This is a genomic window from Alcaligenes sp. 1735tsa3 (genome assembly GCF_024134565.1).
Taxonomy (GTDB): domain Bacteria; phylum Pseudomonadota; class Gammaproteobacteria; order Burkholderiales; family Burkholderiaceae_B; genus Alcaligenes; species Alcaligenes phenolicus.
This window is the reverse complement of sequence record NZ_CP099862.1, coordinates 786,179-810,984: the sequence shown is the minus strand read 5'-3', so window position 1 is coordinate 810,984 and position 24,806 is coordinate 786,179. Positions and strand designations below refer to the sequence as shown.

The window sequence follows — 24,806 nt, the reverse complement described above, 5'->3', positions numbered from 1 at the left end:
GCCAGGCGCCTTGGTAAATAGAAAAACAGCAGGGTCCATCCAATGATGGGTTTTCCGGCGAGGCAGACTTTGCTCTGCCCATCGCCCTCCCCCAAAGCTCGGCTCGCTGTGGCAAAGTCGTCCAAGGACATGCAGCCGCTTGGCACCCTGCGAAGGACGAGCAGGCAACTCGTTTACGGCGAGCGCCTGTCCGGGCTGTAAACCGTTCACGCTGTCAGGCGTTCCAGGGCTTCGCGGTATTTGTCAGCCGTACGCTCGGCCACCTCAGCAGGCAAGCGAGGAGCGGGTGGCGTCTTGTCCCAAATCTGGGTTTCCAGCCAATCGCGCACAAATTGCTTGTCGTAAGACGGTGGGCTGATGCCTTCAGCATAGCTGTCGGCTGGCCAGAAACGCGAGGAATCCGGGGTCAGCACTTCGTCCATCAAATGCAGCTGGCCTTGATCGTCCAGGCCAAATTCAAATTTGGTATCGGCAATCAGAATGCCACGGCTGGCCGCGTAGTCGGCAGCTTCGGTGTACAGACGCAAGGTGACGTCACGGATCTGCTCGGCCAGTTCCTGACCCACTTCCTTGACCACGTGGGCGAAATCCACGTTCTCGTCGTGCGAGCCCATTTCGGCTTTGGCAGCCGGGGTAAACAACACGTGGGGCAGCTTGGCCGCTTGCTTCAAACCAGCCGGCAAGGTGATGCCACATACCGCGCCGGTAGCCTGGTAGTCTTTCCAGCCCGAACCGATCAGATAACCACGAGCCACGGCTTCCACCATGATGGGCTTCAAGCGCTTGACCACCATGGAGCGGCCTTCCACTTGGGCGCGCTCTTCAGGCGCCACCACATCAACCGGGTTCACGCCAGTGGTGTGATTAGGGATGATGTGCGCCAGCTTGTTCAGCCAGAACTCGGTCATCTGCGTCAAGACAGCGCCCTTGCCGGGAATGGGGTCGTCCAGAATCACATCGAATGCCGAAATGCGATCACTGGCCACAATCAACAACTTGTCCTCACCCACCGCATACATGTCCCGAACTTTGCCGCGCGCGAGTAGCGGCAGGGAGCTCAGGCTGGATTGATGTAAGGGCTCTTGCACGATTTCATCCTTAAAACGAAAACATCCCGCTGACTATGGATGCAGGCGGGACGACAATCCCGGCGCCTGCGGCACCGGGCAAAGACGCGGAGACCGGGGCGGGCAGTCGTGCTGCCCACTCCTGCTCCGCCTGACAAAATTACTGAACGATCTGGGACAACTCGCCGGTGCTGTACTGGCGGGCGATTTCCTGCAAAGGAATGGCCTTGATCTTGGAGGCCTGACCGGCGGCGCCGAACTGCTGGTAGCGGGCCACGCACACTTTCTTGGCGGCTTCGCGAGCAGGTTTCAGATATTCGCGTGGGTCGAATTTCTCCGGGTTTTCGAACAGGAAACGACGGATGGCAGCGGTCATGGCCAAACGGATATCGGTGTCGATATTGACCTTGCGCACACCGTACTTGATGGCTTCCTGAATTTCTTCCACAGGCACGCCGTAGGTTTCTTTCATGTTGCCACCGAACTGGCGGATTTCAGCCAGCAGTTCCTGAGGCACGCTGGAGCTGCCGTGCATGACCAGGTGAGTATTGGGCAAACGACGGTGAATTTCTTTCACGCGCTCGATGGACAAAATGTCGCCGGTAGGCTTGCGGGTGAACTTGTAAGCACCGTGGCTGGTACCGATGGCGATGGCCAGTGCGTCCAGTTGAGTGCGTGTCACAAACTCAGCGGCCTGCTCGGGGTCGGTCAACAACTGGTCCAGAGTCAGAACGCCGTCAGCACCGTGACCGTCTTCCTTGTCGCCCTGCATGGTTTCCAGGGAACCCAGGCAGCCCAGTTCGCCTTCAACGGTCACGCCCAGCTTGTGAGCCATTTCGACCACTTTGCGGGTAACTTCCACGTTGTATTCAAAATCGGCAATGGTCTTGCCGTCGGGCAGCAAGGAGCCGTCCATCATCACGCTGGAGAAACCCAGTTCGATGGCGCCTTTGCAAATCTCGGGGGACTGGCCGTGGTCCTGATGCATCACCACAGGGATGTTGGGGTAGGACTCGACAGCGGCTTCGATCAGGTGACGCAGAAACGCTTCGCCTGCGTATTTACGGGCGCCAGCCGATGCCTGCATGATGACGGGGCTATCCGTCTCCGAGGCGGCTTCCATAATGGCCTGGACCTGCTCCAGGTTATTGACGTTGAACGCTGGAATACCATAACCGTGCTCGGCCGCGTGATCGAGCAGCTGGCGCATGGAAACTAGGGCCATGAGAAGACCTCCTGAAGACTAAAATAATTGAAAAACTTGGCCGGGCACGGTTCCGTGCACAGCCGATCGTTTGTAAGCGTATTAACTGGCGGTCCGACGCGCCGACTTGGGGCGGAACGCATTGACCACATGCTCGTGAGTTTGTGCGTAAGGTCCACCAATCAGGTCGATGCAATACGGGACTGCTGCAAAAATACCCGGCACCAATACTTGTCCGGTTTCTGAATCCCGTAATCCTTCCAGAGTTTCCTGAATGGCTTTGGGCTGCCCAGGCAGATTGATAATCAGAGCAGCGTGGTCCTGAATTTCTCGGATGACCGCAACTTGCCGCGACAAAATCGCTGTTGGTACGAATTTTAAACTGATTTGACGCATCTGTTCACCGAAACCGGGCATTTCGCGCGTTCCAGCGTCCAGAGTGGCCTCCGGCGTCACGTCGCGACGCGCCGGACCAGTGCCGCCGGTAGTCAAAATCAGGTCGCAACCCGCTTCCACCAAGTCGACCAGGGTGTCGGTAATCTGGGCACGCTCGTCGGGAATCAGCCGTTCCAGATAGGCAGGCGCTACCGTCAAGGCGGAGTCCAGCCAGCTGCGCAGCGCCGGTATGCCTTGATCCTGGTACTGTCCGCTGGAGGCGCGATCTGAAACCGACACCAAGCCGATACGCAATTGATCCGGATGCTCGCGGGGAGACTGTCGATTGAATGTCATGCTTTTCCTTGGAAGCGAAATAAACTACAGGCCCTGAACGGGCCTGCCAATAGCACGATTGTAACGAATCGCAGTGGGGCTTAAATACAACGGCCGCCGTCTACTTCGATGCAAGTGCCTGTAATGAACTCGGCCTCGTCCGAGGCCAGATACAGCGCTGCCGCTGCCACGTCCTTGGGTGTGCAAAAACGTCCCAGCGGAATTCCCGCCAAGAAACGGCTGCGGTTTTCCGGCGTATCGGGCATGCCCATGAACTGTTCCAGCAACGCCGTGTCACCAATCACCGGATTAATGCAGTTCACCCGGATATTATCCGGCCCCAACTCGGCCGCCATACCCTTGCTGATCGTTACCACCGCGCCCTTGGTGCCGTTGTACCAGACCAGTCCGGGGCGTGGACGCAAGGCGGCGGTAGACGCAATATTGATGAAAGAGCCCGAGCCCTGGGCGCGCAGATACGGCACAAAGTGTTTGGCGGTCCAGTAAATGCTTTTCACGTTGACGGCATAGACCAGATCGAACTCGCTTTCGCTGACCTCCAGCAACGGTTTATTGCGATGCGTGGTGCCCGCATTGTTCACCACAATATGCAGCCCACCGCATTCGCGCAGGGCAATATCCAACAGGGCATGAACTTCGTCCCCTTGCGAGACATCGCAAGCGGCAAAAATGGCCTGACCACCCTGTGCCTGAATCTGGGCCGCTGCGGCCTGCCCTTGCTCTGCATTCAGGTCGGCAATCAGTACACGCGCTCCTTCGCGTGCAAAGCGCTGTGCAATGCCCAGGCCAAAACCCGATGCACCGCCCGTCACGATAGCCACTTTGTCTTGCAATCGCATGTTTGTCTCCTTCTGCTTTTTATATAGAAATGGCGGCTTTGCGCCGCCATTGGTGAAACCTGTTTAGCGTTCAGCTGCCATGCTGCCAGAAAACCCGAACCTCCACAGCCGCGCTTACCCCTAAATACCCCTACGATCAGCTGGCCGCATGACGTAGCGCAACCGTCTTCAGGGAAGTCAGGGCGTACAAGGCTTCAAAGCCCTTCTCGCGGCCTATGCCGGACTGGCCGGTTCCACCAAAAGGCAGTTCCACCCCACCTGCCGCACCGTAATTATTCACGAAGACCTGCCCGGCTCGCAGTTGCCGGGCAATACGCACTTGACGAGCCCCGTCGCGGGTCCAGACCCCGGCCACCAGACTGTAAGGCGTGCCATTGGCCATGGCGATGGCTTCTTCCTCTGTACCGAAGGGCTGGGCCACCAGAACAGGACCGAAGATTTCCTCCTGCGCCAGACGATGTTCAACAGGCACATGGCCCAATAAAACAGGCACTTGGTAAAAGCCGCCTGCGGGGGCCTTGGAGTCCAGCTTGCCTTGCGCCAGCACCACAATGCCGTCCTGGTCCAGATTTTCCAGATAGGAACGCACCCGCGCTTGCTGCTGCGCGCTGATCAGGGGACCGCAATCCAGATTGTCGCTGGCCGCCCCGGTCAGCAGCGCCTTGAAGGCTTCGGCCAGACGCTCGGTAAAGTCGCCATAAATAGCGCGCTGAATCAGCACTCGACTCCCTGCCGAGCAGGTCTGCCCTGCGTTCTGCACAATCGCATTGACCACGACCGGCAAAGCGGCATCCAGATCCGCATCCGAGAACACGATTTGTGGAGACTTGCCGCCCAGCTCCAAGGTGACCGGCACAAAATTCTGCGCAGCTTGCAAGGCCACCTGACGGCCTGTGCCGGGAGAGCCAGTAAAGGAAATGTGATTGATATCCGGATGAGCAGACAGAGCCTGCCCGGCTTCACTACCCAGCCCCGTGCAGATATTCAGCACTCCCGCTGGCAAACCCGCTTCGTGCAACAACTCGGCCACGCGCAGCAAGGACAGGCTGGCATCCTCTGCCGGTTTCACCACGCAGGTATTACCCGCAGCCAGGGACGCGGCTACGCTGCGCCCGAAGATCTGCAAGGGGTAATTCCAGGGGATGATGTGCGCGGTAACGCCCAAGGGTTCACGCAAGGTGAACGCCGTCATCTCCCAGCCCAGCGGGATAGTTTGACCATGCAGCTTGTCCACCGCGCCCGCATAGAACTCAAAATAGCGGACAATGGCAGCAGCATCGGACTGGGCCTGACGCAAAGGCTTGCCGGTATCGCGAGATTCCAGCCGCGCCAGCTCCTCTCGGGCATCAGACAGAGTTCGAGCGCAACGCAACAATAACTGGCTGCGTTGGGCGGCCGTCAGACGGCTCCACGGCCCCTGGCTGGCACGTCGGGCGGCCTGTACGGCCCAATCAATATCCACCTCGGACGATTGCGCCAAGCGGGCGAAGGTCTCGCCTGTGGAGGGGTCGATAACCGGTAGCAAACCACCGCCCTCCGCGCCAAGTTGCTGTCCGTCAATCCAATTGCGACACTCCATGACCGCCTCCAATGCTATTGTTATCTCAGCCGATCGAGCTTTGCTCGAGATCATTCTACTCAAGGACCTGCTGCTTTGGACTCTCGACAACGTACTTTGCTCTTAGCGGGCGCTGGCGATCTGGGCACCCGCACCGGGATGCTGGCCCGCCATCACGAATGGCCGGTGATCGGCCTGCGCCGTCATGTTCCCCTGGACGATCACAGCGGGATCGAATGGGTGGAAGCTGATCTGAGCGAGCCCACCTCCCTGCGCCTGAAGCACCGTAAAATCACCCACGTACTTTACGCCGTCTCTCCCGACCAGCGTAGCCAGGCTGCTTATGAGCGGGTATTTCTGCACGGTCTGGAAAACCTGCTCAACGAGCTGGACCTGAAAGCCCTGAAACGCTTTGTCTTTGTATCGTCCAGCGCCGTCTACGGGCCGAGCACTGAATGGGTGGACGAGAACTCGCCCACCGAACCCACGCAATTTAATGGCAAGGTACTGCTGGAGGCCGAGCAACTGCTGCACCACCGCATCCCGGCCCAAGCCGTCGTCATCCGCCCCAGCGGCCTGTACGGGCCAGGGCGTACCCAATTGCTGGACCGCCTGCGTGAAGGCCGTGCCACCGTGCCGGACGACCCGGAGCACTGGGCCAACCGCCTGCATATTGAAGACGCCGCGCGCGCCTGCTGGCACCTGCTGCGCACTCCCGCGCCCTTCCCTTGCTACATAGGTACGGATAGCCGCCCTTATCGAATTACCGAACTGTATGACGGACTGGCGGATCTACTGGAAGTGGCCCACCCAGAACGACGCCAATCCAATGAAGGTGGCAAACGTCTGAGCAACCAGCGACTGCTGGACAGCGGCTTTCAGTTGGATTGGCCGGATGCGATGCAAGGGTATGCTCAGTTGATTAAAGATGGGGCGTGAAGCGCAGTCCATGCTCTATCCACTCCACGTGCACAAGGATGAACATAGCGCCTATGGCGCGCGCTTCCCCGACTTCCCAGGCTGTTTTGCAGCAGCTGATGAATTACAGAATCTTGCTCGGGTTGCCCAAGAAGCGGTTAAGGCACACTGCTTCGGTGATAGCTCCCCCCTCCCCTCACCGACCACACCTGAAGACTGGTTTGAACATGAGGACTATAAAGAGGGGTGTTGGATGATGGTCGATATTGGCCTATCCAAGTAGGCAGAAAACAAAAAAGCCAGCCAACGTTCGTTGACTGGCTTTTTCTTACGAAGCAAAGACTGGCTTAAGCCTTGTCTTCCAACGCAGCCACAGCTGGCAAACGCTTGCCTTCCAGGAATTCCAGGAATGCGCCGCCGCCGGTGGAGATGTAGTCCACATCGTCACCAATATTGAACTGGGCAATCGCTGCCAGGGTGTCGCCACCGCCCGCAATCGAGAAGGCCTTGGAGCCTGCAATCGCACGCGACAGGGTTTCGGTGCCTTGTGCGAAAGCCGGGAACTCGAACACGCCCAGAGGGCCGTTCCAGACCACGGTGCCAGCCTTGGCGATGATGTCAGCGATCTGCTGAGCCGTTTGCGGGCCCACGTCCAGAATCATGTCATCGTCCTGAACCTGATCAGCAGCCTTGATTTCAGCCGCTGCATCAGCGGCAAAGGACTTGGCGCACACCACATCCACAGGGATAGGCACCTCGGCACCGCGCTCTTTCATGATGCGGATCACTTCACGGGCTTCTTCCAACTGGCTTTCTTCCACCAGGGATTTGCCCACGGACAGGCCACTAGCCATCATGAAGGTATTGGCAATGCCGCCACCGACCACCAGTTGGTCAACCTTTTCAGCCAAAGCGCGCAGGATGGACAGTTTGGTGGACACCTTGGCACCACCCACAATCGCGACCAGAGGACGGGCAGGCTGGTTCAGGGCACGGCCCAAGGCCTTCAACTCGGCTTCCAGCAAAGGACCGGCACAAGCCACGGGAGCAAAGCGGGCGATACCTTCGGTAGTCGCTTCAGCACGGTGAGCCGTACCGAAGGCGTCGTTTACGTAAACGTCACACAAGGCTGCCATTTTGCGAGCCAACTCGGGATCGTTCTTCTTTTCCCCCACGTTGCAGCGGCAGTTCTCCAGCAAGACCACCTGACCGGGCGACACTTGCACGCCATCCAGCCAATTGCGACGCAGCTCAACGGGCATGCCCAGCAACTCGGACAAACGTTGCACCACGGGCTCCAGCGAATCCACAGGCTGGCACTCGCCTTCTTTAGGGCGACCCAGGTGAGACGTGACCATCACCGCAGCGCCGGCATCCAGCGCCATGCGAATGGCAGGCACCGAGGCACGCACGCGCGTATCTTCGGTAATACGTCCGTCTTGCAGGGGGACATTCAGATCAGAGCGGATAAATACCCGCTTGCCTCGCAGCGCGTCCGTTTCGGCCAACGCAGACAAGGTCTTGATGCTTGTAGACATGATTTTTTGTTCTGGGAATTAACGTGACAGGGGCGGGAAATCCCGCCCCTGCTATTCAGATCTTACTTGGCCGACATCAGTGCGATGGTGCTGTCGAGCATGCGAATGGAGAAGGCCCATTCGTTGTCGTACCAGGCAGCCACTTTGACCATATTGCCGCCAGTCACTTTGGTCAGCAGGGAATCAACCGTGCTGGAAGCGGTGGTGTGGTTGAAGTCGATGGAAACCAGAGGTTCGGTGCAGTAGTCCAGAATGCCCTTCATGGCGCCTTCCGAGGCGGCTTTCAGAATACCGTTCACTTCTTCAACGCTGGTGTTGCGGCTGGCCACGAAAGTCAGGTCAACCATGGACACGTTGATGGTGGGAACGCGCACGGCGTAACCGTCCAGCTTGCCATTCAGTTCTGGCAGCACCAGACCCACGGCAGCCGCTGCGCCGGTCTTGGTGGGGATCATGCTGCTGGTGGCCGAACGGGCACGGCGCATGTCCTTGTGACGCACGTCGGTCAGAACCTGGTCGTTGGTGTAAGCGTGGATGGTGGTCATCAGACCGCTGACCACACCCAGTTCCTTGTGCAAAGGAGCAACCAGGGGAGCCAAACAGTTGGTGGTGCACGATGCGTTGGAGATAACGGTATCGGTGCTCTTCAGAATGTCGTGGTTCACGCCGTACACGATAGTGGCGTCCACATCCTTGCCACCGGGGGCCGAGATGATGACTTTCTTGGCACCGGCTTGAATGTGCTCACCGGCCTTTTCCTTGGTGGTGAAAGCGCCGGTACATTCCAGCACCACGTCCACACCCAGCTCAGCCCAAGGCAGGGTCAGCGCATCACGCTGGCTCAGCAGGCGGATACGGTCGCCGTTGACCACCAGATGATCGCCATCCAGCGACACATCAGCGTTGAAACGGCCATGCACGGAGTCATAGCGAGTCAGGTGTTCGTTGATCTCGGCACCGCCCGAGGCGTTGATGGCCACGATCTCGATATCGTGTTTTTTGCCGTACTCGTAGTGGGCACGCAAGATCATGCGGCCGATACGACCATAACCATTGATTGCGACGCGAATCGTCATGTCAGACTCCAATTACAAAATTTCTTGAACGGCCGCAGCGACCTTCTCTGCTGTCAGACCAAAATGCTTGAACAGGACGCCAGCCGGGGCGGATTCGCCGTAGGTATCAATACCCACCACGGCGCCTTCCAGGCCCACGTACTTGAACCACAGACCTGTGGTACCGGCTTCAACCGCAACACGCGGGATGCCTGGTGTCAGGACCTGGTCACGCCACTGCTTGTCCTGCGCGTCGAACAGGTTGGTACAAGGCATGGACACCACACGGGTCGCAATACCTTGCTGAGCCAGTTGCTCCTGTGCTTGCAGCGCCAAACCCACTTCCGAGCCGGTTGCCATAATGATGGCGCGCGCATCTTGCGCGTCACGCAGCACGTAGCCACCACGACGAATGTTCTGGATGGTTTGCGCATCGCGCTCGACGAAAGGCAGATTCTGGCGCGACAAGAGCAAGGCACTAGGACCACCGTCCTGTACGTCCATACCGATGCTGGTAGGACGCTCGACCGAGCAAGCCCAGGCCACCGCCGTTTCCGTGGTGTCGCAAGGACGCCAGACGTGCAGGTTGGGGATCAAACGCAGGCTGTTGGCGTGCTCGATGGACTGGTGTGTCGGACCGTCTTCGCCCAGACCGATGGAGTCGTGGGTAAACACGTGCACAACACGCTGCTTCATCAAGGCAGCCATACGGATGGCGTTGCGCGAGTAGTCGGAGAAAGTCAGGAAGGTACCGCCAAAAGGCAGGTAACCACCGTGCAGAGCCAGACCATTCATGATGGCGGCCATACCGAATTCACGCACACCGTAGTTGATGTGGCGGCCAAAATGCACACCGTCGGCGTGGGCGCGAACCGCTTCGGCACCCTTCCAGTCGGTGAAGTTCGAGCCGGTCAGGTCAGCCGAGCCACCCAGCATTTCTGGCAGCACATTGACCAAGGCGCTGATGGCCAATTGCGACGCTTTACGCGATGCAATGGTTTCGGCTTTCTGGGCGGTTTCTTCAATAAAGGCCTGTACTTTGGCGCTGTAGTCGGCAGGCAGCTCGCCTTTCAGACGACGAGCCAGTTCGGCGGCCAGTTCAGGATAAGCCTGGCTGTAGGCGTCAAAGCGCTTTTGCCATTCTGCTTGCTGGGCGCCGCCTTTTTCGCGGCAATCCCAACCTTGGTAGACTTCCTGAGGAATTTCAAACGGTCCGTGGTTCCAGTCCAGTGCTGCACGGGTGGCGGCAATTTCATCAGCGCCCAGTGGGGCACCGTGAACCTTCTCGGAACCGGCGGCGTTAGGAGCACCCTTGCCGATCACGGTACGGCAGCAAATCAGGGTAGGACCCGTGCCCTCTTTCGCATTGCGGCGAGCCTGTTCAATCGCGCTATTGATCGAAGCGGCATCGTGGCCATCAACCGCGCGTATCACGTTCCAGCCGTAGCTTTCAAAACGGGCGGGCGTATCGTCACCAAACCAGTTCTCGACCTTACCGTCGATGGAGATGCCGTTATCGTCGTACATCACGACCAGCTTGGACAGTTTCCAGGTACCGGCCAAGGAGCAAGCCTCGTGCGAGATACCTTCCATCAAACAGCCGTCGCCAGCGAAAACCCAGGTCAGGTGGTCGACCACATCGTGGCCTTCGCGGTTGAACTCGCGCGCCAACAAGGCTTCAGCCAATGCGAAGCCAACAGCATTGCCCAAACCCTGGCCCAAAGGACCTGTGGTGGTTTCCACGCCCGCGGTAATACCCACTTCAGGGTGGCCGGGAGTGCGTGAATGCATCTGACGGAAGTTGCGCAGCTCGTCCATGGGCAGGTCGTAGCCACTAAGGTGCAACAAAGCGTAGATCAGCATGGAACCGTGGCCGTTTGACAACACAAAACGGTCGCGATCAAACCAGGCAGGGTCGGCAGGGTTGTGTTTCAGGTGCCGGGTCCAGAGAACCTGGGCGATATCGGCCATGCCCATGGGCGCACCGGGGTGGCCCGAATTAGCTTGTTGCACGGCATCCATAGACAAGGCACGGATGGCATTGGCTAGGGTTTTATCAGAGGCTGACGCAATATCCATTAGAAGCTCATTGGGGCGGCGGCGCGACAATTCCGACAGGCGGACGGCTCACGGCCCTGATTAGTTTATAAAACGCGCTATTTTAGCATTGCTGGCGCTAAATCGCCCCCACTTGAGCTGGGGCCTTGCGCTTTCTCCCCGAAGCCTGGGTACGGTATGCTTGTGCGGTTTTTTATGCTTGATGGTGTCTTGATATGGCAGCTCCCCGTTTCTACCACCCCCTGGACTTGACGGCCCAGACCGAGATCGCCCTGCCCGAGGCTCTGGCGCATCACGCTATCCGGGTGCTGCGTTTGAAGGACGGTCAGGACATTGTCCTGTTTGACGGGCGCGGAACCCAGTATCCCGCCACCTTGCGCATTGATGGCAAAAAGGGCTTTGCCAGCCTGGGCGATGCCCAAACACCTGTCCGCGAGCTGGCCGGTCGCATAACGGTGCTGCAAGGCATTGCCTCCAGCGACAAGATGGACTGGATTATTGAAAAAGCCGTGGAAATGGGCGTCAGCCGCTTTGTGCCGATTCGCGCGCAACGTAGCGTGCTGCAACTGAACGCGGAGCGACAGGCCAAGCGTATGGGCCATTGGCAAAGAGTGATTGAGTCGGCCAGCGAGCAGTGTGGTCGCAACCGCTTGATGGAACTGTCAGCGCCGCTGACATTGGCCGAATATTTCCGCGAGGCGGAAACTGGCCTGCATCTGTTCTGTGATCCCGATGCGCCCCAGCAATTGGCGCAGGCCATTGGACCGCAAGATCAGGCCATGACTATCTTGATTGGCCCCGAAGGCGGGTGGTCGCCCGAAGAGCAGAAGGTGGCACTGGGAGCCCAGGCTCAGGCGATTCGTTTCGGGCACCGCGTGCTGCGAACCGAAACCGCCGCCTTGGCGCTGACAGCAGCGATCAGCGCCTTGCAAGGCTGGGAATAAGGCTTATTCTTCGTCCTGGCTGGAGTAGGAAGCAGGGGTCTCACCCGGTTCAGGGTCAGGATGCTTGCCAGCGTGCAGAACGACACATACAAAACGGCGCTCGTTATTCGAGGCCCAGGCATGCACATCTTCACACACACCCAAAATAGCCTGGGCGTCTTTTTCCAATGCAGGATCACCACTGTGCAGATTGTCCAGCCACAGGGCCAGGCCTGCTTTCTGATCTAGCACGGTGTCACACAGGCAATCGTAGAGCGCATCCAGATTGCCACCAAAAAATTCAGGGTAATCGACAGCCTTGGCGACTGCTCGCAGCACAGCGGAACGATTGCGCGCACGATCGCAACTTACTTCCAGGGCGGTAAGCCCCTGGTCCTGTGCCTGCTCCAGAAAATCAGCAGCCGTCAGGCCCGTTGCGTCGAGCACACCGCCTTGTTGCAAAGCTTCTTGCAAAGTCAGGGATTGGCTCATCAGGACGCTTCCTTAAAAAACGCTAACACTTCTTCACGACGACTCATGGTATCGGTCTTTCCTAACTCGATCAGCTCTTGGGTGTAGCCGGACTCGAATAACAAATATGAAATTAATGCACCGCCTGTGGTCGGACCGGACTTTGAAGATACACCAAGTACTCGAAATAGGGTACGTGCAGCAGTTGGCATCTGATGAATATGCCGAGTGGCAATTTCATCCAGCGAGCGGCTGGGGGTGATGGCAAACGTGCTGACAGGACGCAGCGATTGGCTTTGTAATACATTTGCAGGCATATAGGCAAGCAATGTATTGATGCGTTCCATACGCTCAATATCCGTTGACACACTATCGAGGAATATGTTGGATAAAGCATAGCCACTGATCTGCGCCAAAGAGGGGTATGGCGGATCCTTGGATTCCTGTTCGTGATAGGTGTTGTCGGCGTATCCGGTACCCACAATCAGCACCTTGTGCGCTCCCAGATGAATGGCCGGACTGATGGGTGCCAACTGACGCATCGTCCCGTCCCCGCACCACTGGGTTTGCTTGCCCACTTGCAGAGACTGAGCCGGAAACATGAAGGGGATGGCGCTGGAAGCCATCAGGTGGTCCACCCCGATGACACCGGGGATGGCACGACGCAGATTGCGCGTCCAGGGGCGAATACGCTCGTCAGACTGATAGAAAGTCAGGTGCTCACCAGTGGTATAGGCCGCTGCTGTAATCGCCAGCGCGCCCACATGCTGCTGGGCCAGATTGCGCTGCAAACGGTCGAAGTCCAGGCTCTCTTCCAGCAGGTCGCGCAGGGGCGAATTATCCAGCATGGAGTGCGGCACATGGTCACGCAGACGCGGCGCCAGCCAGCCCAAGGCCAGCGTGGCCACCCAGTGCACACTGGTCGCCAGCAACTGCAAAGGGTCAGCATGAAAAATATCGTTGGTGCGCAACGAGCCCCACAGCTGTTGTATATGGTCTACAGCCTCATGAGGCCTGTCGGCGCGGCACGCCAATCCGGCAGCGTTGATGGAGCCTGCCGAAGAGCCACAAATAATATCGAAGGGATTGCGAAACTGAGGGTTGCGATCAGGGTCCAGCAGCTCCAGCAAACCGGCCAGCACCCCGGCCTGATACGCACCGCGCGCCCCGCCCCCATTCAGGACCAATGCCACAGGAGCGGGAGAGCGCTGGATCATGATCGGTATCAGCCTTCAGTAGCGACGTTGGCATCCACTACCGTGACCGCCGTCATATTGACGATACGGCGCACCGAAGAAGTGGACGTCATGATGTGAACCGGTGCTCGTGCCCCCAACAGGAAGGGGCCGATTGCCACGTTACCACCGGCAGCCGTCTTGAGCAGGTTGTAGGCAATATTGCCTGCCTCCACGTTCGGGCACACCAGCAAGTTCGCCTCGCCAGTCAGGGCCGAGGTGGGCAGGATTTGATGGCGGGCCTTTTCATCCAGCGCGCAATCGCCGTGCATTTCCCCGTCCACCTCCAGACTGGGGTCCAGCTTGCGCACACGCTCCAGCGCACCCCGCATGGTGACGGCGGCAGGCGAATCATTGGTGCCGAAGTTGGAGCTGGACAGCAAGGCCACCTTGGGTTCGATATTGAACTGACGCATCTTGCGAGCTGCCGCCAAGGTGATCTCGGCTACCTGATCCGAATCGGGATCGTGGTTCACGTGCGTGTCCGTCAAGGCCACGGTACGCTCGCTAAGCAGCAGAATATTCATGGCCGCATACGTTTCCACGCCGGGTGCCTTGCCAATCACCTGATCGACCAGCTCCAGATGGTTCTCGTAACGGCCCACCGTGCCACAGATCATGCCATCAGCATCACCCAGGTGCAGCATCATGGCACCGATCAAGGTTGGGCGACGACGCATTTCCACACGCGCCATCTCTTTACTGATACCGCGACGAGACATGATTTCCCAATAGCTGGTCCAGTAACGGTGGAAACGATCATCCTGTTCGGGGTTGGTCACTTCCACATCAATGCCCAAACGCAGGCGCAGGCCATAGCGTTCAATACGTTGCTGCAGGACAGCCGGACGCCCCACCAGAATCGGGCTGGCCAAACCTTCATCCACAATAATCTGCACGGCGCGCAATACACGCTCGTCCTCACCCTCGGTAAAAACCACACGGGACTTGGCGCCGTCCTGCACCAGGCCACGGGCCAGCGAATAGATGGGCTTCATGAAGGAGCCGGACTTGTAGACGAACTGACGCAGCTGATAAATATAGCTTTTCAAATCCGCTATCGGACGCGTCGCCACGCCCTCGTCCATCGCCGCCTTGGCAACGGCAGGCGCAATGCGCACGATCAGGCGTGAATCGAACGGACGGGGAATAAAGAAGGATGGGCCAAAAGAAACCTCTTCCAGACCATAAGCAGCGGCTACGCCTTCATCCTGCTCTTCACGCGCCAGCTGACAAATAGCCAGCACAGCGGCTTTTTCCATGCCGCGCGTGATCGTGGTGGCTCCCACATCCAGCGCACCACGGAAAATATAAGGGAAGCACAGCACATTATTGACCTGGTTCGGGTAATCCGAACGGCCGGTTGCCATGACTACATCGTCACGCACAGCGTGGGCATCTTCAGGCAGGATCTCGGGATTGGGATTGGCCAAGGCCAGAATCAGGGGCCGGGGAGCCATTTTCTTCAACATCTCGGGCTTGAGCACGCCACCGGCGGACAAGCCCAGAAACACATCGGCCCCCTCAATCACATCACTCAGGCTGCGGGCGTCGGTCTGCTTGGCAAAGCGGGCCAGCTCGGGTACGGGATTGCCGGGACGACCTTCATACAGCACGCCATCAATATCCGTAACCCAGACATTTTCCAGCGGCAGCCCCATATCAATCATCAAGTCCAGGCAAGCCAGCGCGGCCGCACCGGCCCCCGAAGTCACCACCTTGACCTGCTTGATGTCTTTTTCCACCACGCTCAGGCCATTCAGAAAGGCGGCCGTCACACAAATGGCGGTGCCATGCTGGTCGTCGTGGAAAACAGGAATGCTCATGCGTTGGCGCAGCTTGCGCTCCACCTCGAAACACTCGGGTGCTTTGATGTCTTCCAGATTGATGCCGCCAAAGGTCGGCTCCAGACCCGCAATAATGTCCACCAGCTTGTCTGGGTCGGTTTCATTGATCTCGATATCAAAGACATCCAGACCCGCAAAACTCTTGAACAGCACGGCCTTGCCTTCCATGACCGGCTTGGAAGCCAGCGCGCCAATATTGCCCAGGCCCAACACAGCGGTGCCGTTGGAAATCACCCCAACCAGATTGCCCCGACCGGTGTAGCGAAAGGCATTTTGCGGGTCGTTGACGATCTCCTCGCAAGCGGCCGCAACCCCAGGCGAATAGGCCAGTGCCAAATCGCGCTGGTTGGAGAGTTGCTTGGTCGGCGTGACCGATAACTTTCCGGGTCTGCCCTGCTCGTGATATTCCAGGGCTGCTTTCCGAAAATTGGCGTCCATGCTTATACCTACCCAAAAATCCATTCAAAACGGACCGGGATCGCCAGAGCGCTGCCATTGCCTGTCAGCGTGAATTCAAACAAGCGCGTGGCTTGATACGCTGAATGCTGTTCTTGTCTCCGAAACCCCAGTCACCTTGCCTGGCCCTCAAGGCCAAAGCAAGGACCATTCTAGCCCTTGAGTTACAACATGGGTCAAGCACAGGCCAGGACAAACTTATAGCGTTTGGCCCGGATAGGAAAATCGGTCCGCTGGATCAAACAGAGCTTTGATGCGGCTATCCACATCCTGAGCTTGCCAGGGCTGCTCCTGATTCGGCCAGGACCAATCTTGCGGGTCCGAGCCGCTTAAAACGGCATCATCCAGCACCAGCCATTCCACCCAGGCCAAATCACCGCCGTGGCCCAGCATCAGATGAGCCAGATTGATGCCCTCGCCCTCAACCGGCTCCAGCGCATCCAGCCTATAGCGGCAAGGCCATTGCTCTTGTCTCAAGGCCTGCGTTTCGGACTCACCCATCAATTGAAACAGGGCCGGAATCAATTGCTGCATGCGCAGGCTATCAAGCGGGTTGCGGTTTTCCTGACCAAAGGGACCCAAGGCTGCCTGCGTGTTGTCAGCCAGAATGACCGAGCAGTGCAACACGCCCGACAAAGCGGTGCGACCGCTAGGCCAGTCATGCTGGCGTCGATCCGCCAGCCAGGCGGCCACGGTCATCCCGGCAGGCGCATTGGCCAGTCCTTGAAAACCTTTGGCTTCCATTTCACCCAGCAGACAGCCAGGCTGAACAAACCAGCGATTGGAGTTGGGCTCCAGACGATCGCAGCGGGCCATCTGTCGGCCCGGAGCCAGAACAATCAAGGGACCATCGGTTTCACTGGCCTGCGGCACACCTTCCAGACACACCGTCACACCGTACTCGGCGGCCAGCGTCAACACCATATGGACATCCGCGCTGGAGGCAGGCTCCAGACGAGCCTGCTCGTGATCCGGTTCCGCACTGAGTTCTGACCACTCACCTTGAACCCGAGCTTTCAAACGTGAACAAAATGTCTGCCACGCTGTTTGGGGAGGACGACGCCCCATCAAAAATGCACGCCGCGACGAAGAAACCATAGACTTTTCCTGCAACAAACCTAAACTTGAGTCTCACTGGCCCGACGGTTTGTACCCCTACAGGGCACACGCACATGCCACAGCCACCTGACGCCCTTTTGAGCAAGGTCCTACAATACACTTTTTACCCGAGATTTGCCGTATGTCCCGCCTCGCCAGTCGTACCGAACATGTTCTTCCTTTTCATGCTGTTGAACTCTTCAAACAGGCTAATGCCCTGAAGGCCACGGGCCGCGACATTATCAGCCTGGGCATAGGCGAACCGGACTTCACCGCCCCGCAAGCCGTGGTCGATGCGCTGCATCAGGCCAGTAATCAAGGCTTGAGTCAGTACACCGCCCCTGCCGGTCTGACGGCTTTACGTGAACGCATCGCCCTGTATTACGAGCAGCAGTTCCAGGCCCGTGTCGACCCCTCGCGTATTGTGGTCACGGCCGGCGCATCCGGTGCCCTGTCTCTGGCTACACTGGCTCTAATCAATCCTGGTGACGAAGTGCTGATGCCCGATCCGTCCTACCCGGCCAACCAGAACTTCATCATGGCAGCCGGTGGTACGGCCCGCCTGATCCCGGCCTCGGCGGAGGAGCGCTTTCAGCTAAGTGCCCAGCATATTCGCGAGCACTGGGGTCCCAAGACCCGCGGCGTTCTGATTGCGTCGCCCAACAATCCCACTGGCGCAACGATTTCCCGCCCTGCCCTGCAAGAACTGATCAAGGAAGTGCGCGCCCGTGACGGCTTCATCATCATGGACGAGATCTATCTGGGTCTGTTTTATGAAGAAGCGCCGCTCAGCGCCCTGACCCTGGATCAGGACATTATTGTTATCAATAGCTTTTCCAAGTACTTCCACATGACGGGCTGGCGTCTGGGCTGGTTGATCCTGCCCACCTGGATGACAGAAGCCTGCGAGCGCATGGCTGCCAGTCTGGCAATTTGCGCTCCCTCCCTGGCCCAACATGCCGCCCTGGCCTGCTTCGAGCCTGAAACCATGGCGATTTATGAAGAGCGTCGGCTGGCCTTCAAGCAGCGTCGTGATTATCTGCTGCCCGAGCTGGAGCGTCTGGGCCTGCGCGTACCCGTGCGCCCGGATGGCGCTTTCTATATTTATACGGATATTCGTGAGTACAGTCAGGACAGCGATGCCTTCTCGCAGCAACTGCTGCACGAGGCCGGAGTGGCCGCTGTGCCGGGTCGGGACTTCGGTACGGCCCACGCGCCCTACACCTTGCGCCTGTCCTACGCCACTGGCATGGACCGCTTGCAGGAAGCGATCAGTCGTCTGGGACAATTTCTGGGCCGCTAAACCCGGCATCGTTTCAGTCTGCCGGGCAATGCAGCCCGACTCCAGTAAAGTATTTCGGGCCGCAAGGCCCGATTTCTTTTTCTATTCAAACCAGCTTAGCGTGCCCGAACCGGAATGCCCGAGGCCAAAGCGATACGGCGGCGTTCAGCCAGCACCTTCGCACCGTAGCCGCCATCGCTAGGGCCAGTGGCTCCTACATAACAGGCCAGGCCACCTTCAATAGACCCTCGGCGGCGAATACAGTCCGACAGAATCTGCGCACCCACCCGAATATTTGCCTCGGGGCTCAGCACGGCCAACGTCCCTTCCATATAGATATCGAACTTCTCTTTATGGACTTTGGTCATCACCTGCATCAGGCCCTGCGCACCTACATGACTTTCCGCATAGGGGTTGTAGCGTGACTCAATGGCGATCACCGCCAGAATCAGTTGGGGGTCCAGACTCTTTTCCTTGCCCACAATAAAAGCGGTGTGGATCAAGGCCCCCGCCACCGAATAGGCAATCTTGTACTTGCGCGCCAAATAGCTGCGCAAGGCCTGCTGCTGAGCCGCCGTGACGCCCGCAATGGGCTGCCCGGTGACCGAAGCACGCAGGTTCTTCATAAAGCCCTGATAAGTAGAGACAGCTTGCTGCTGTTCTGTCTGGCTCAAGTCCTCGCCCTCTTCGGACAGGTTGGGCTGTGTCTTGTCCGCTGGCCAGACCGCCTGGCTGTACGCATCGTATTTCACCGCCTCGGGGCGCAGGGTTTGCACGAGACCGGTATAAAGCTGGTTAAACTGAGCGCGCATCGACGGCACAACCACACAGGCTGCAATCGTCACCAGTACGGCAATGCCCAGGTACATGGCACACACGTGCACAAACTCACCGATGCGATACGTCAGGGTGCGGGCCGAGCGACTAAGTACATAGTCCATATCTTGGAAGCCCATGGGATCATCCTTAGTATTGCTAACTGCCCGATGTTAACCTTAGAACCTGTTCAAGGTCTTAACCAAAAATATCTGCAAGCGGAGCCCCGTTCTTCTGTGAAATACCGTGACTTGAGAGACTTTATTGCCCAGCTGGAAGCCAAGGGCGATCTGAAGCGGATTACGCAGCCAGTTTCCACCTCGCTGGAAATGACTGAAATCAGTGACCGGGTACTGCGTGCCGGTGGACCGGCGCTTTTGTTTGAAAACGCCCAGCATCAAGGCTCCAAAGCCGCCATGCCTGTCCTGGCCAATTTGTTCGGCACGCCGCAACGCGTCGCCTGGGGCATGGGTGCACAGGATGTGTCGGCATTACGCGACACTGGCGAGCTGCTGGCCAATCTGAAAGAGCCGCAAGCCCCCACCGGGATGCGTGATGCACTGTCCAAAGTGTCCATGCTCAAGTCCGCCCTGTGGGATATGAGCCCCAAGAATGTCCGCTCTCCCGCGTGTCAGGAAGTGGTGCTGGAAGGCAAGGATGTGGACCTGAACCAGATCCCCTTGCAACTGTGCTGGCCCGGCGACGTGGCCCCCTTGCTGACCTGGGGCTTGGTGATTACCAAAGGCCCTCATGCCAAGCGTCAGAACCTGGGTATTTACCGTCAGCAGCTGATTGGCCGTAACAAGCTCATCATGCGCTGGTTGTCCCACCGTGGCGGTGCCTTGGACTTCCGCGATCATGCACTGACCAACCCCGGCAAGCCCTTCCCGATTGCCGTTGCCCTGGGCACCGACCCCGCCACCATTCTGGGTGCGGTCACCCCCGTGCCCGATAGTCTGTCCGAATACCAGTTTGCCGGTTTGCTGCGCGGCTCGCGCACCGAAGTGGCCAAAGCCCTGGGTAGCGACTTGTCTGTTCCCGCCTGGGCCGAGATTGTGCTGGAAGGCCATATCCTGCCCAGCAATCACCCGGATGCCCTGGCACCCGAGGTGCCTGAAGGCATGAAGCCACCCGCAGACAGCAGCTACGAAATGGCACTGGAAGGTCCGTACGGCGACCACACCGGCTACTACAACGAGCAAGACTGGTTCCCGGTCTTTACTGTCGAGCGCATCACCATGCGCCGCAACCCGATTTACCACAGCACCTACACTGGCAAACCACCGGATGAGCCTGCCGTTCTGGGCGTCGCGCTGAACGAAGTCTTTGTGCCCCTGTTGCGTAAACAGTTGCCTGAAATTGTGGACTTCTACCTGCCACCCGAAGGCTGCAGCTACCGCCTGGCCGTGGTGTCGATTCGCAAGCAATACGCAGGCCACGCCAAGCGCGTGATGTTTGGTGTCTGGAGCATCTTGCGCCAGTTCATGTACACCAAGTTCATCGTGGTGGTGGACGAGGATGTGAACACGCGCGACTGGAAAGAAGTGATCTGGGCTATGACTACCCGTATGGACCCGGTGCGCGATACCGTGCTGGTGGAAAACACGCCTATCGACTATCTGGACTTTGCCTCGCCGGTCTCAGGACTGGGCGGCAAGATGGGTATGGATGCCACCAATAAATGGCCCGGAGAAACCCAGCGCGAATGGGGTACGCCTATCCAGATGGATGAGTCCACCAAGAAGAAAGTGGACGATATGTGGAGTTCTCTGGGGCTGTAAGCCAGAACGCACCCTCATACGGCGTATCCAAAAATAAACAAAGACCATCACCGCAACGGTGCATGGTCTTTGTTTTATTCTGCTCTTGAATGCGGGCCAGTCAACGCTACGCCCGAGGCCAGCATCAGGTCGGCAAGGCCAAAGGCTCCACCAGTTCAATCAGATACTCATCCGGGTCAAACACAAAGGCAATAGTGCGTTTACCGTGATTCATCTGTTTAGGTGGCGTCTTGATCCTGACGTCCTGCTCCTCCAGATAACGCACCGCCTGATGCACGTCCTGGACCATCAAAGCCAGATGACCAAAAGCCCCACCCTTCTCATACGGCTCTTTTTGATCCCAGTTCCAGGTCAGCTCCAGACTGGACTGTGTGCTCTGGTCAAAGCTGAGAAACACATTGGTAAAGCGGCCGGACTCATAGTCTGTGTGGCGCACCACATGCATACCCAGAATATCGCGGTAGAACGCCAGGGACCGCTCCAGATCCAGGACACGCAACATGACATGATCAAGGCCAAACTGTATTTGGGAAGTGCTCATAGCAAGGGGCAGAGGGTTGAAAATTGCAATGTAGCAAAACCGCCCTCCTTGCATCATGACCGCTCATCAAGGGTCCATGAGAAATACTCAAGCCTTACGCACTGGCTGCCATCAACTCCGACGAGATGGTCTGGATGAATAAAGGCACGCAGGGATTGGCATTGCTTTCCTGCCACATGATGTTGATGAAGGACTGCGGATGCTGGCCCGACAAGTCCAGATCAATCGCCACTAGATCACGGTGCACGTACTTGCGCAAGGACTGCGACAAAACGGCAATGCCGATATTGGCCGCCACCATGCTCATGATGCCGGTAATGGTGCTGGCTTCCTGTACGGAATTGGGATGGAAACCGGCATGTCGACACAGGGAATAGAAATAGCGCCGCCAGACCTGCCAATGCGTCTTGCTACCCACCACAAAGCGCTCATTGGCCAGTTCCACCAAGGGGATGGATTTTTCTTTTGCCAAAGGATGATCGCTCTGCAAAAGAACGATGGGATCATCACGACATACCGGCTTCCACAGCACGCCCAGTTCCTCGGGGTCATCAGAGAAAGCAAAGCCAAAGCCCAGGTCCAGACTGCCCTGCTGCAAGCCCTGTATTTGCTGCTGCGTGGGCATATATAACAAATCGGTTGTGATGTTCGAATACTGCTGCTTGAAGTGCTCCAGCGTTCTGGGCAGCACGTCCTGCACCGCATAGTCGTTATAGGCAATGATCAGGTGTCCGATATCGCCAAACTTGGCTTTCTGAGCCAGCTCGATACCGCGCTCCAGATGCACAAAAACCTGTTCGATTTCCTGCAGCAGCAAAAAGCCTGCCGCTGTCAGCTTGACCTGGCGAGTGCTGCGTTCAAACAAGTCCACCTGCAAATCATCTTCCAGCTTTTTGATGATGCGCGTCAGGCCCGGTTGCGTGATGTGCAGCAACTCCGCCGCCTTCTTGAAATGCAACTGTTCGGCTACCGTTTTAAAGGCGCGCAGATGATGCAAATCCAGGCGTGCGGGAATCATGGTTTCGCTCATATTTTAGATTAATAACATCGCGATCAATAATAGTGCGCGAATAGTGAATGGACAAGCAATTTGCAGAGGATTAGCTTATCTAGCACGCACTGGATGGCGCTTTGCAAGCATGCCAGGACCGGATGCCCAGCCCCACGGAAAGGAGGAACTCATCCTGTTGCAGCCGATGCTCTAGCCGAGCTTTCAACCAATACCAAGAAAAGATAGACACGTAGAAATAATAAAAAAACCAGCTACCCCCACAGGGTTTGATTTCAAAAAACAGATAGTCCCAATACTTGAGGAGACATAAGTATGCAAAGGGAAAGCACCGTGGCCGAATCGGAACATACCGATACGGGTCACATCAAGAAAGTAATGATGGGTTCAGCGGCCGGTACGATCGTTGAATGGTTTGACTTTGCCTTGTTCGGCTATATGGCCGTCTACATCGCACAAAACTTCTTCCCCTCGGAAGACAAGATGGCGGGCCTGCTGGCCACCTTTGCCGTATTTCTGGTGTCCTTTATTGTTCGCCCCCTGGGCGGCATCTACTTTGGCAGGCTGGGCGACCGCATTGGCCGCAAGAAGATTCTGGCCCTGACTGTCTTGCTGATGTCCGGGTCCACCGCCGCCATTGGTCTGATTCCAACCTATGAAAGCATTGGCATCTGGGCTCCGGTTCTGCTGATTATCATCCGCTGTATTCAGGGGCTGTCGGCCGGTGGCGAATATACGGGCGCCACCATCTACACCGTTGAACACAGCCCCATGAACAAACGCAACTCCTACGCCTGGGCCATGTCCGGTGCTACATACTTTGCGTTTGCACTGGCAGCAGGGATCAGCGCCGGTCTGGCCGCGATTGTCGGTACCGAGGCCATGGGCGATTGGGGCTGGCGCACCATCTTCCTGCTGGCCGTTCCCATGGGCATTGTGGCCTTCTTCATTCGGGATCATCTGGCCGAGTCGCCCGAGTTCCAGCAAATGCGTGCGGAGAAAAAAGGCCAGCTCAGCTACAGCGCGTCCCAGGTGTTCAAGGCAGAGGGTTCCAATATTGTGAAGCTGGGCGGCTTTATCGTGCTGTACGCCCTGTCCTTCTACATTTTCTCCACCTACATGAACACCTTCCTGCGCACGGTCATTGGCTTGTCCTCCGTACAGTCCCTGACTGCGAACATGGTTGCCCTGCTGTTTGTCACCGCCCTGACCCCGCTTGCCGGTGTGATCTCGGACCGGGTGGGCCGCCGTCGCATGATGCAATTTGCCGCTGTCTGGCATGCGCTGTTCACCATTCCGGCCTATATGATCGTCAGCAAGGGAGCTTCGTTGGAGGCTGCCATTTTCGGCATGCTGATTATCGGTATTGGTCAGGTGGCAGCCAGCGTGGTGGCCGTCACCCTGCTCTCGGAGATGTTCCCGACCGACATGCGCTATACCGCTTCGAGCATGTGCTACAACATCACCTTCGCAATTTTTGGTGGCACCGCACCTTACCTGGCTATCTGGCTGACGGCGCAAACAGGCAGCTATCTGGCTCCCGCGTTTTACGTCACGGTGGTCGCGGTTCTGTGCTTTTTCTGGGTGACTGTGCTGATGCCCGAAACCGCCAACAAGCCTTTGCGCCGCTACCACACCGAGCCGGCTCATGATGCCAAACCGGCCGTCAGCATGGGCAAGGCAGGCGCCAGTTAAGCCTTCTTTATTCCCGCTGGTTTTCCGCAATCAACAGCCCTGTTTTACAGGGCTGTTTTTTATGGAAAAAGAGCATTGATTTACATTAAAAGCAATTCACATAAAGCTGATTCTGCCCATACAGAAACAGTATTCCCATACCGGCTTCTATAGAATAGCCTTCTATAGCCCGCGTCAAATATAGACTCACCTCCTGCCTTAAGCAGACTGAAGAATGCGCTTGCACTGCCCAAGGGATTTGCACCATGACCACCATCAGCCTTACCGACGTAACCGTAAGCAGCGACGCCGCCTCGCATGCCCAAGGGTGGCTGACGGTTCAATTCAGCAATGGCTACCGCATCCAGGCCTCCTGCCCCGAGAGTAATGACAACTGGGCTCAGGGAACCCGGCAGTTGTGCAAGCCAGGACATCACGACGGTCTGGCTCCCACGCAGGTGGACGAGCTGCTGATGCAAGCGGCTGACGATGGCAGCTATGTCGTCTTGCAGGCCACTTTACCCAAGACCTCCATTCCCATGACCTATGCCCGTCCCGCTGACGAGCACGTTTATATGGAGCTGTCCCATAAACAGCAAAGCGTTTTCAGCGCAGATTTTCTGGCCATTGCCGCGATTATTTTCGGGGCCTTGTATGGTTTGAAATGGCTCTTTGAAAAGTACCTGCTGCCCAAACTATAAAAA

Annotated in this window: 22 protein-coding genes; 7 read left to right on the top strand and 15 right to left on the bottom strand. The window is 57.6% G+C overall.

The window, feature by feature from the left end; translation table 11 throughout:
• Nucleotides 1-206: 206 nt before the first annotated feature.
• From NIZ92_RS03740 to NIZ92_RS03720, 5 genes are all read right to left on the bottom strand, one after another.
• Nucleotides 207-1,088: a phosphoribosylaminoimidazolesuccinocarboxamide synthase gene (locus NIZ92_RS03740; protein WP_254002720.1), complete on the bottom strand. Its 882-nt coding sequence runs from the start codon at nucleotides 1,086-1,088 to the stop codon at nucleotides 207-209.
• Nucleotides 1,089-1,227: 139 nt separating this feature from the next.
• Nucleotides 1,228-2,292, bottom strand: a complete 1,065-nt coding sequence (gene fba / locus NIZ92_RS03735; protein ID WP_009455128.1) for a class II fructose-bisphosphate aldolase — start codon at nucleotides 2,290-2,292, stop codon at nucleotides 1,228-1,230.
• 81 nt (nucleotides 2,293-2,373) lie between these two features.
• A complete protein-coding gene (mog, locus tag NIZ92_RS03730) occupies nucleotides 2,374-3,003 on the bottom strand; it encodes a molybdopterin adenylyltransferase (RefSeq protein WP_052159344.1) in 630 nt (209 codons plus the stop codon).
• An 80-nt stretch (nucleotides 3,004-3,083) separates the two neighbouring features.
• On the bottom strand, nucleotides 3,084-3,842 hold the full coding sequence (locus NIZ92_RS03725; RefSeq protein ID WP_009455130.1) for an SDR family oxidoreductase: 759 nt from the start codon (nucleotides 3,840-3,842) through the stop codon (nucleotides 3,084-3,086).
• A gap of 136 nt (nucleotides 3,843-3,978) precedes the next feature.
• Complete coding sequence (locus NIZ92_RS03720; protein ID WP_254002719.1) at nucleotides 3,979-5,421, bottom strand: aldehyde dehydrogenase family protein; 1,443 nt, start codon at nucleotides 5,419-5,421, stop codon at nucleotides 3,979-3,981.
• A gap of 75 nt (nucleotides 5,422-5,496) precedes the next feature.
• Between NIZ92_RS03720 and NIZ92_RS03715 the strand changes: the two genes are divergently transcribed.
• Together NIZ92_RS03715 and NIZ92_RS03710 are read left to right on the top strand one after the other, a co-directional pair.
• Nucleotides 5,497-6,339 (top strand): NAD-dependent epimerase/dehydratase family protein, encoded by an 843-nt coding sequence (locus tag NIZ92_RS03715; RefSeq protein WP_238441691.1) that lies wholly within the window; start codon nucleotides 5,497-5,499, stop codon nucleotides 6,337-6,339.
• Nucleotides 6,329-6,601, top strand: coding sequence for a type II toxin-antitoxin system HicB family antitoxin (locus NIZ92_RS03710; RefSeq protein ID WP_367881688.1), 273 nt, complete (start codon nucleotides 6,329-6,331; stop codon nucleotides 6,599-6,601). The genes NIZ92_RS03715 and NIZ92_RS03710 overlap by 11 nt, the downstream gene beginning before the upstream one ends.
• Nucleotides 6,602-6,665: 64 nt before the next feature.
• On the opposite strand, the gene NIZ92_RS03705 is transcribed toward NIZ92_RS03710, so the two are convergent.
• The 3 genes from NIZ92_RS03705 to tkt form a co-directional block, all read right to left on the bottom strand.
• Complete coding sequence (locus tag NIZ92_RS03705; RefSeq protein ID WP_063688601.1) at nucleotides 6,666-7,856, bottom strand: phosphoglycerate kinase; 1,191 nt, start codon at nucleotides 7,854-7,856, stop codon at nucleotides 6,666-6,668.
• A 62-nt stretch (nucleotides 7,857-7,918) separates the two neighbouring features.
• Complete coding sequence (gap, locus tag NIZ92_RS03700) at nucleotides 7,919-8,932, bottom strand: type I glyceraldehyde-3-phosphate dehydrogenase (protein WP_009455139.1); 1,014 nt, start codon at nucleotides 8,930-8,932, stop codon at nucleotides 7,919-7,921.
• A 12-nt stretch (nucleotides 8,933-8,944) separates the two neighbouring features.
• On the bottom strand, nucleotides 8,945-10,990 hold the full coding sequence (gene tkt / locus NIZ92_RS03695; protein ID WP_203145076.1) for a transketolase: 2,046 nt from the start codon (nucleotides 10,988-10,990) through the stop codon (nucleotides 8,945-8,947).
• A 194-nt stretch (nucleotides 10,991-11,184) separates the two neighbouring features.
• Here tkt and NIZ92_RS03690 point away from each other — a divergent pair, with 194 nt between their 5' ends.
• The gene (locus NIZ92_RS03690; RefSeq protein WP_009455141.1) at nucleotides 11,185-11,913 is read left to right on the top strand and encodes a 16S rRNA (uracil(1498)-N(3))-methyltransferase; all 729 of its coding nucleotides are present in this window, start codon (nucleotides 11,185-11,187) and stop codon (nucleotides 11,911-11,913) included.
• A 3-nt stretch (nucleotides 11,914-11,916) separates the two neighbouring features.
• Here NIZ92_RS03690 and NIZ92_RS03685 read toward each other — a convergent pair whose 3' ends face one another.
• The 4 genes from NIZ92_RS03685 to NIZ92_RS03670 form a co-directional block, all read right to left on the bottom strand.
• Entirely contained in the window at nucleotides 11,917-12,384 is a 468-nt protein-coding gene (locus NIZ92_RS03685) for a barstar family protein (protein WP_009455142.1), read from the bottom strand.
• The gene (locus NIZ92_RS03680; protein WP_035271147.1) at nucleotides 12,384-13,580 is read right to left on the bottom strand and encodes a patatin-like phospholipase family protein; all 1,197 of its coding nucleotides are present in this window, start codon (nucleotides 13,578-13,580) and stop codon (nucleotides 12,384-12,386) included. Before NIZ92_RS03680 ends, NIZ92_RS03685 begins: the two co-directional genes overlap by 1 nt.
• An 8-nt stretch (nucleotides 13,581-13,588) precedes the next feature.
• Nucleotides 13,589-15,883, bottom strand: coding sequence for an NADP-dependent malic enzyme (locus NIZ92_RS03675; protein WP_115634224.1), 2,295 nt, complete (start codon nucleotides 15,881-15,883; stop codon nucleotides 13,589-13,591).
• 216 nt (nucleotides 15,884-16,099) lie between these two features.
• The gene (locus NIZ92_RS03670) at nucleotides 16,100-16,999 is read right to left on the bottom strand and encodes a hypothetical protein (RefSeq protein ID WP_254002718.1); all 900 of its coding nucleotides are present in this window, start codon (nucleotides 16,997-16,999) and stop codon (nucleotides 16,100-16,102) included.
• Nucleotides 17,000-17,141: 142 nt separating this feature from the next.
• On the opposite strand from NIZ92_RS03670, the gene NIZ92_RS03665 reads away from it, so the two are divergent.
• Complete coding sequence (locus NIZ92_RS03665; protein ID WP_088451084.1) at nucleotides 17,142-18,302, top strand: pyridoxal phosphate-dependent aminotransferase; 1,161 nt, start codon at nucleotides 17,142-17,144, stop codon at nucleotides 18,300-18,302.
• Between the two features lie 95 nt (nucleotides 18,303-18,397).
• On the opposite strand, the gene NIZ92_RS03660 is transcribed toward NIZ92_RS03665, so the two are convergent.
• Complete coding sequence (locus NIZ92_RS03660) at nucleotides 18,398-19,237, bottom strand: lytic transglycosylase domain-containing protein (RefSeq protein ID WP_254002717.1); 840 nt, start codon at nucleotides 19,235-19,237, stop codon at nucleotides 18,398-18,400.
• Between the two features lie 96 nt (nucleotides 19,238-19,333).
• Here NIZ92_RS03660 and NIZ92_RS03655 point away from each other — a divergent pair, with 96 nt between their 5' ends.
• Nucleotides 19,334-20,878, top strand: a complete 1,545-nt coding sequence (locus NIZ92_RS03655) for a UbiD family decarboxylase (RefSeq protein ID WP_035271470.1) — start codon at nucleotides 19,334-19,336, stop codon at nucleotides 20,876-20,878.
• A 124-nt stretch (nucleotides 20,879-21,002) separates the two neighbouring features.
• On the opposite strand, the gene NIZ92_RS03650 is transcribed toward NIZ92_RS03655, so the two are convergent.
• Together NIZ92_RS03650 and NIZ92_RS03645 are read right to left on the bottom strand one after the other, a co-directional pair.
• Nucleotides 21,003-21,419, bottom strand: coding sequence for a VOC family protein (locus tag NIZ92_RS03650; RefSeq protein ID WP_254002716.1), 417 nt, complete (start codon nucleotides 21,417-21,419; stop codon nucleotides 21,003-21,005).
• A gap of 94 nt (nucleotides 21,420-21,513) precedes the next feature.
• Nucleotides 21,514-22,437: a LysR family transcriptional regulator gene (locus tag NIZ92_RS03645; RefSeq protein WP_230940579.1), complete on the bottom strand. Its 924-nt coding sequence runs from the start codon at nucleotides 22,435-22,437 to the stop codon at nucleotides 21,514-21,516.
• 306 nt (nucleotides 22,438-22,743) lie between these two features.
• Here NIZ92_RS03645 and NIZ92_RS03640 point away from each other — a divergent pair, with 306 nt between their 5' ends.
• A complete protein-coding gene (locus NIZ92_RS03640) occupies nucleotides 22,744-24,123 on the top strand; it encodes an MFS transporter (protein WP_022983431.1) in 1,380 nt (459 codons plus the stop codon).
• A 245-nt stretch (nucleotides 24,124-24,368) separates the two neighbouring features.
• Nucleotides 24,369-24,803, top strand: a complete 435-nt coding sequence (locus tag NIZ92_RS03635; RefSeq protein WP_035271159.1) for a hypothetical protein — start codon at nucleotides 24,369-24,371, stop codon at nucleotides 24,801-24,803.
• Nucleotides 24,804-24,806 lie beyond the last annotated feature (3 nt).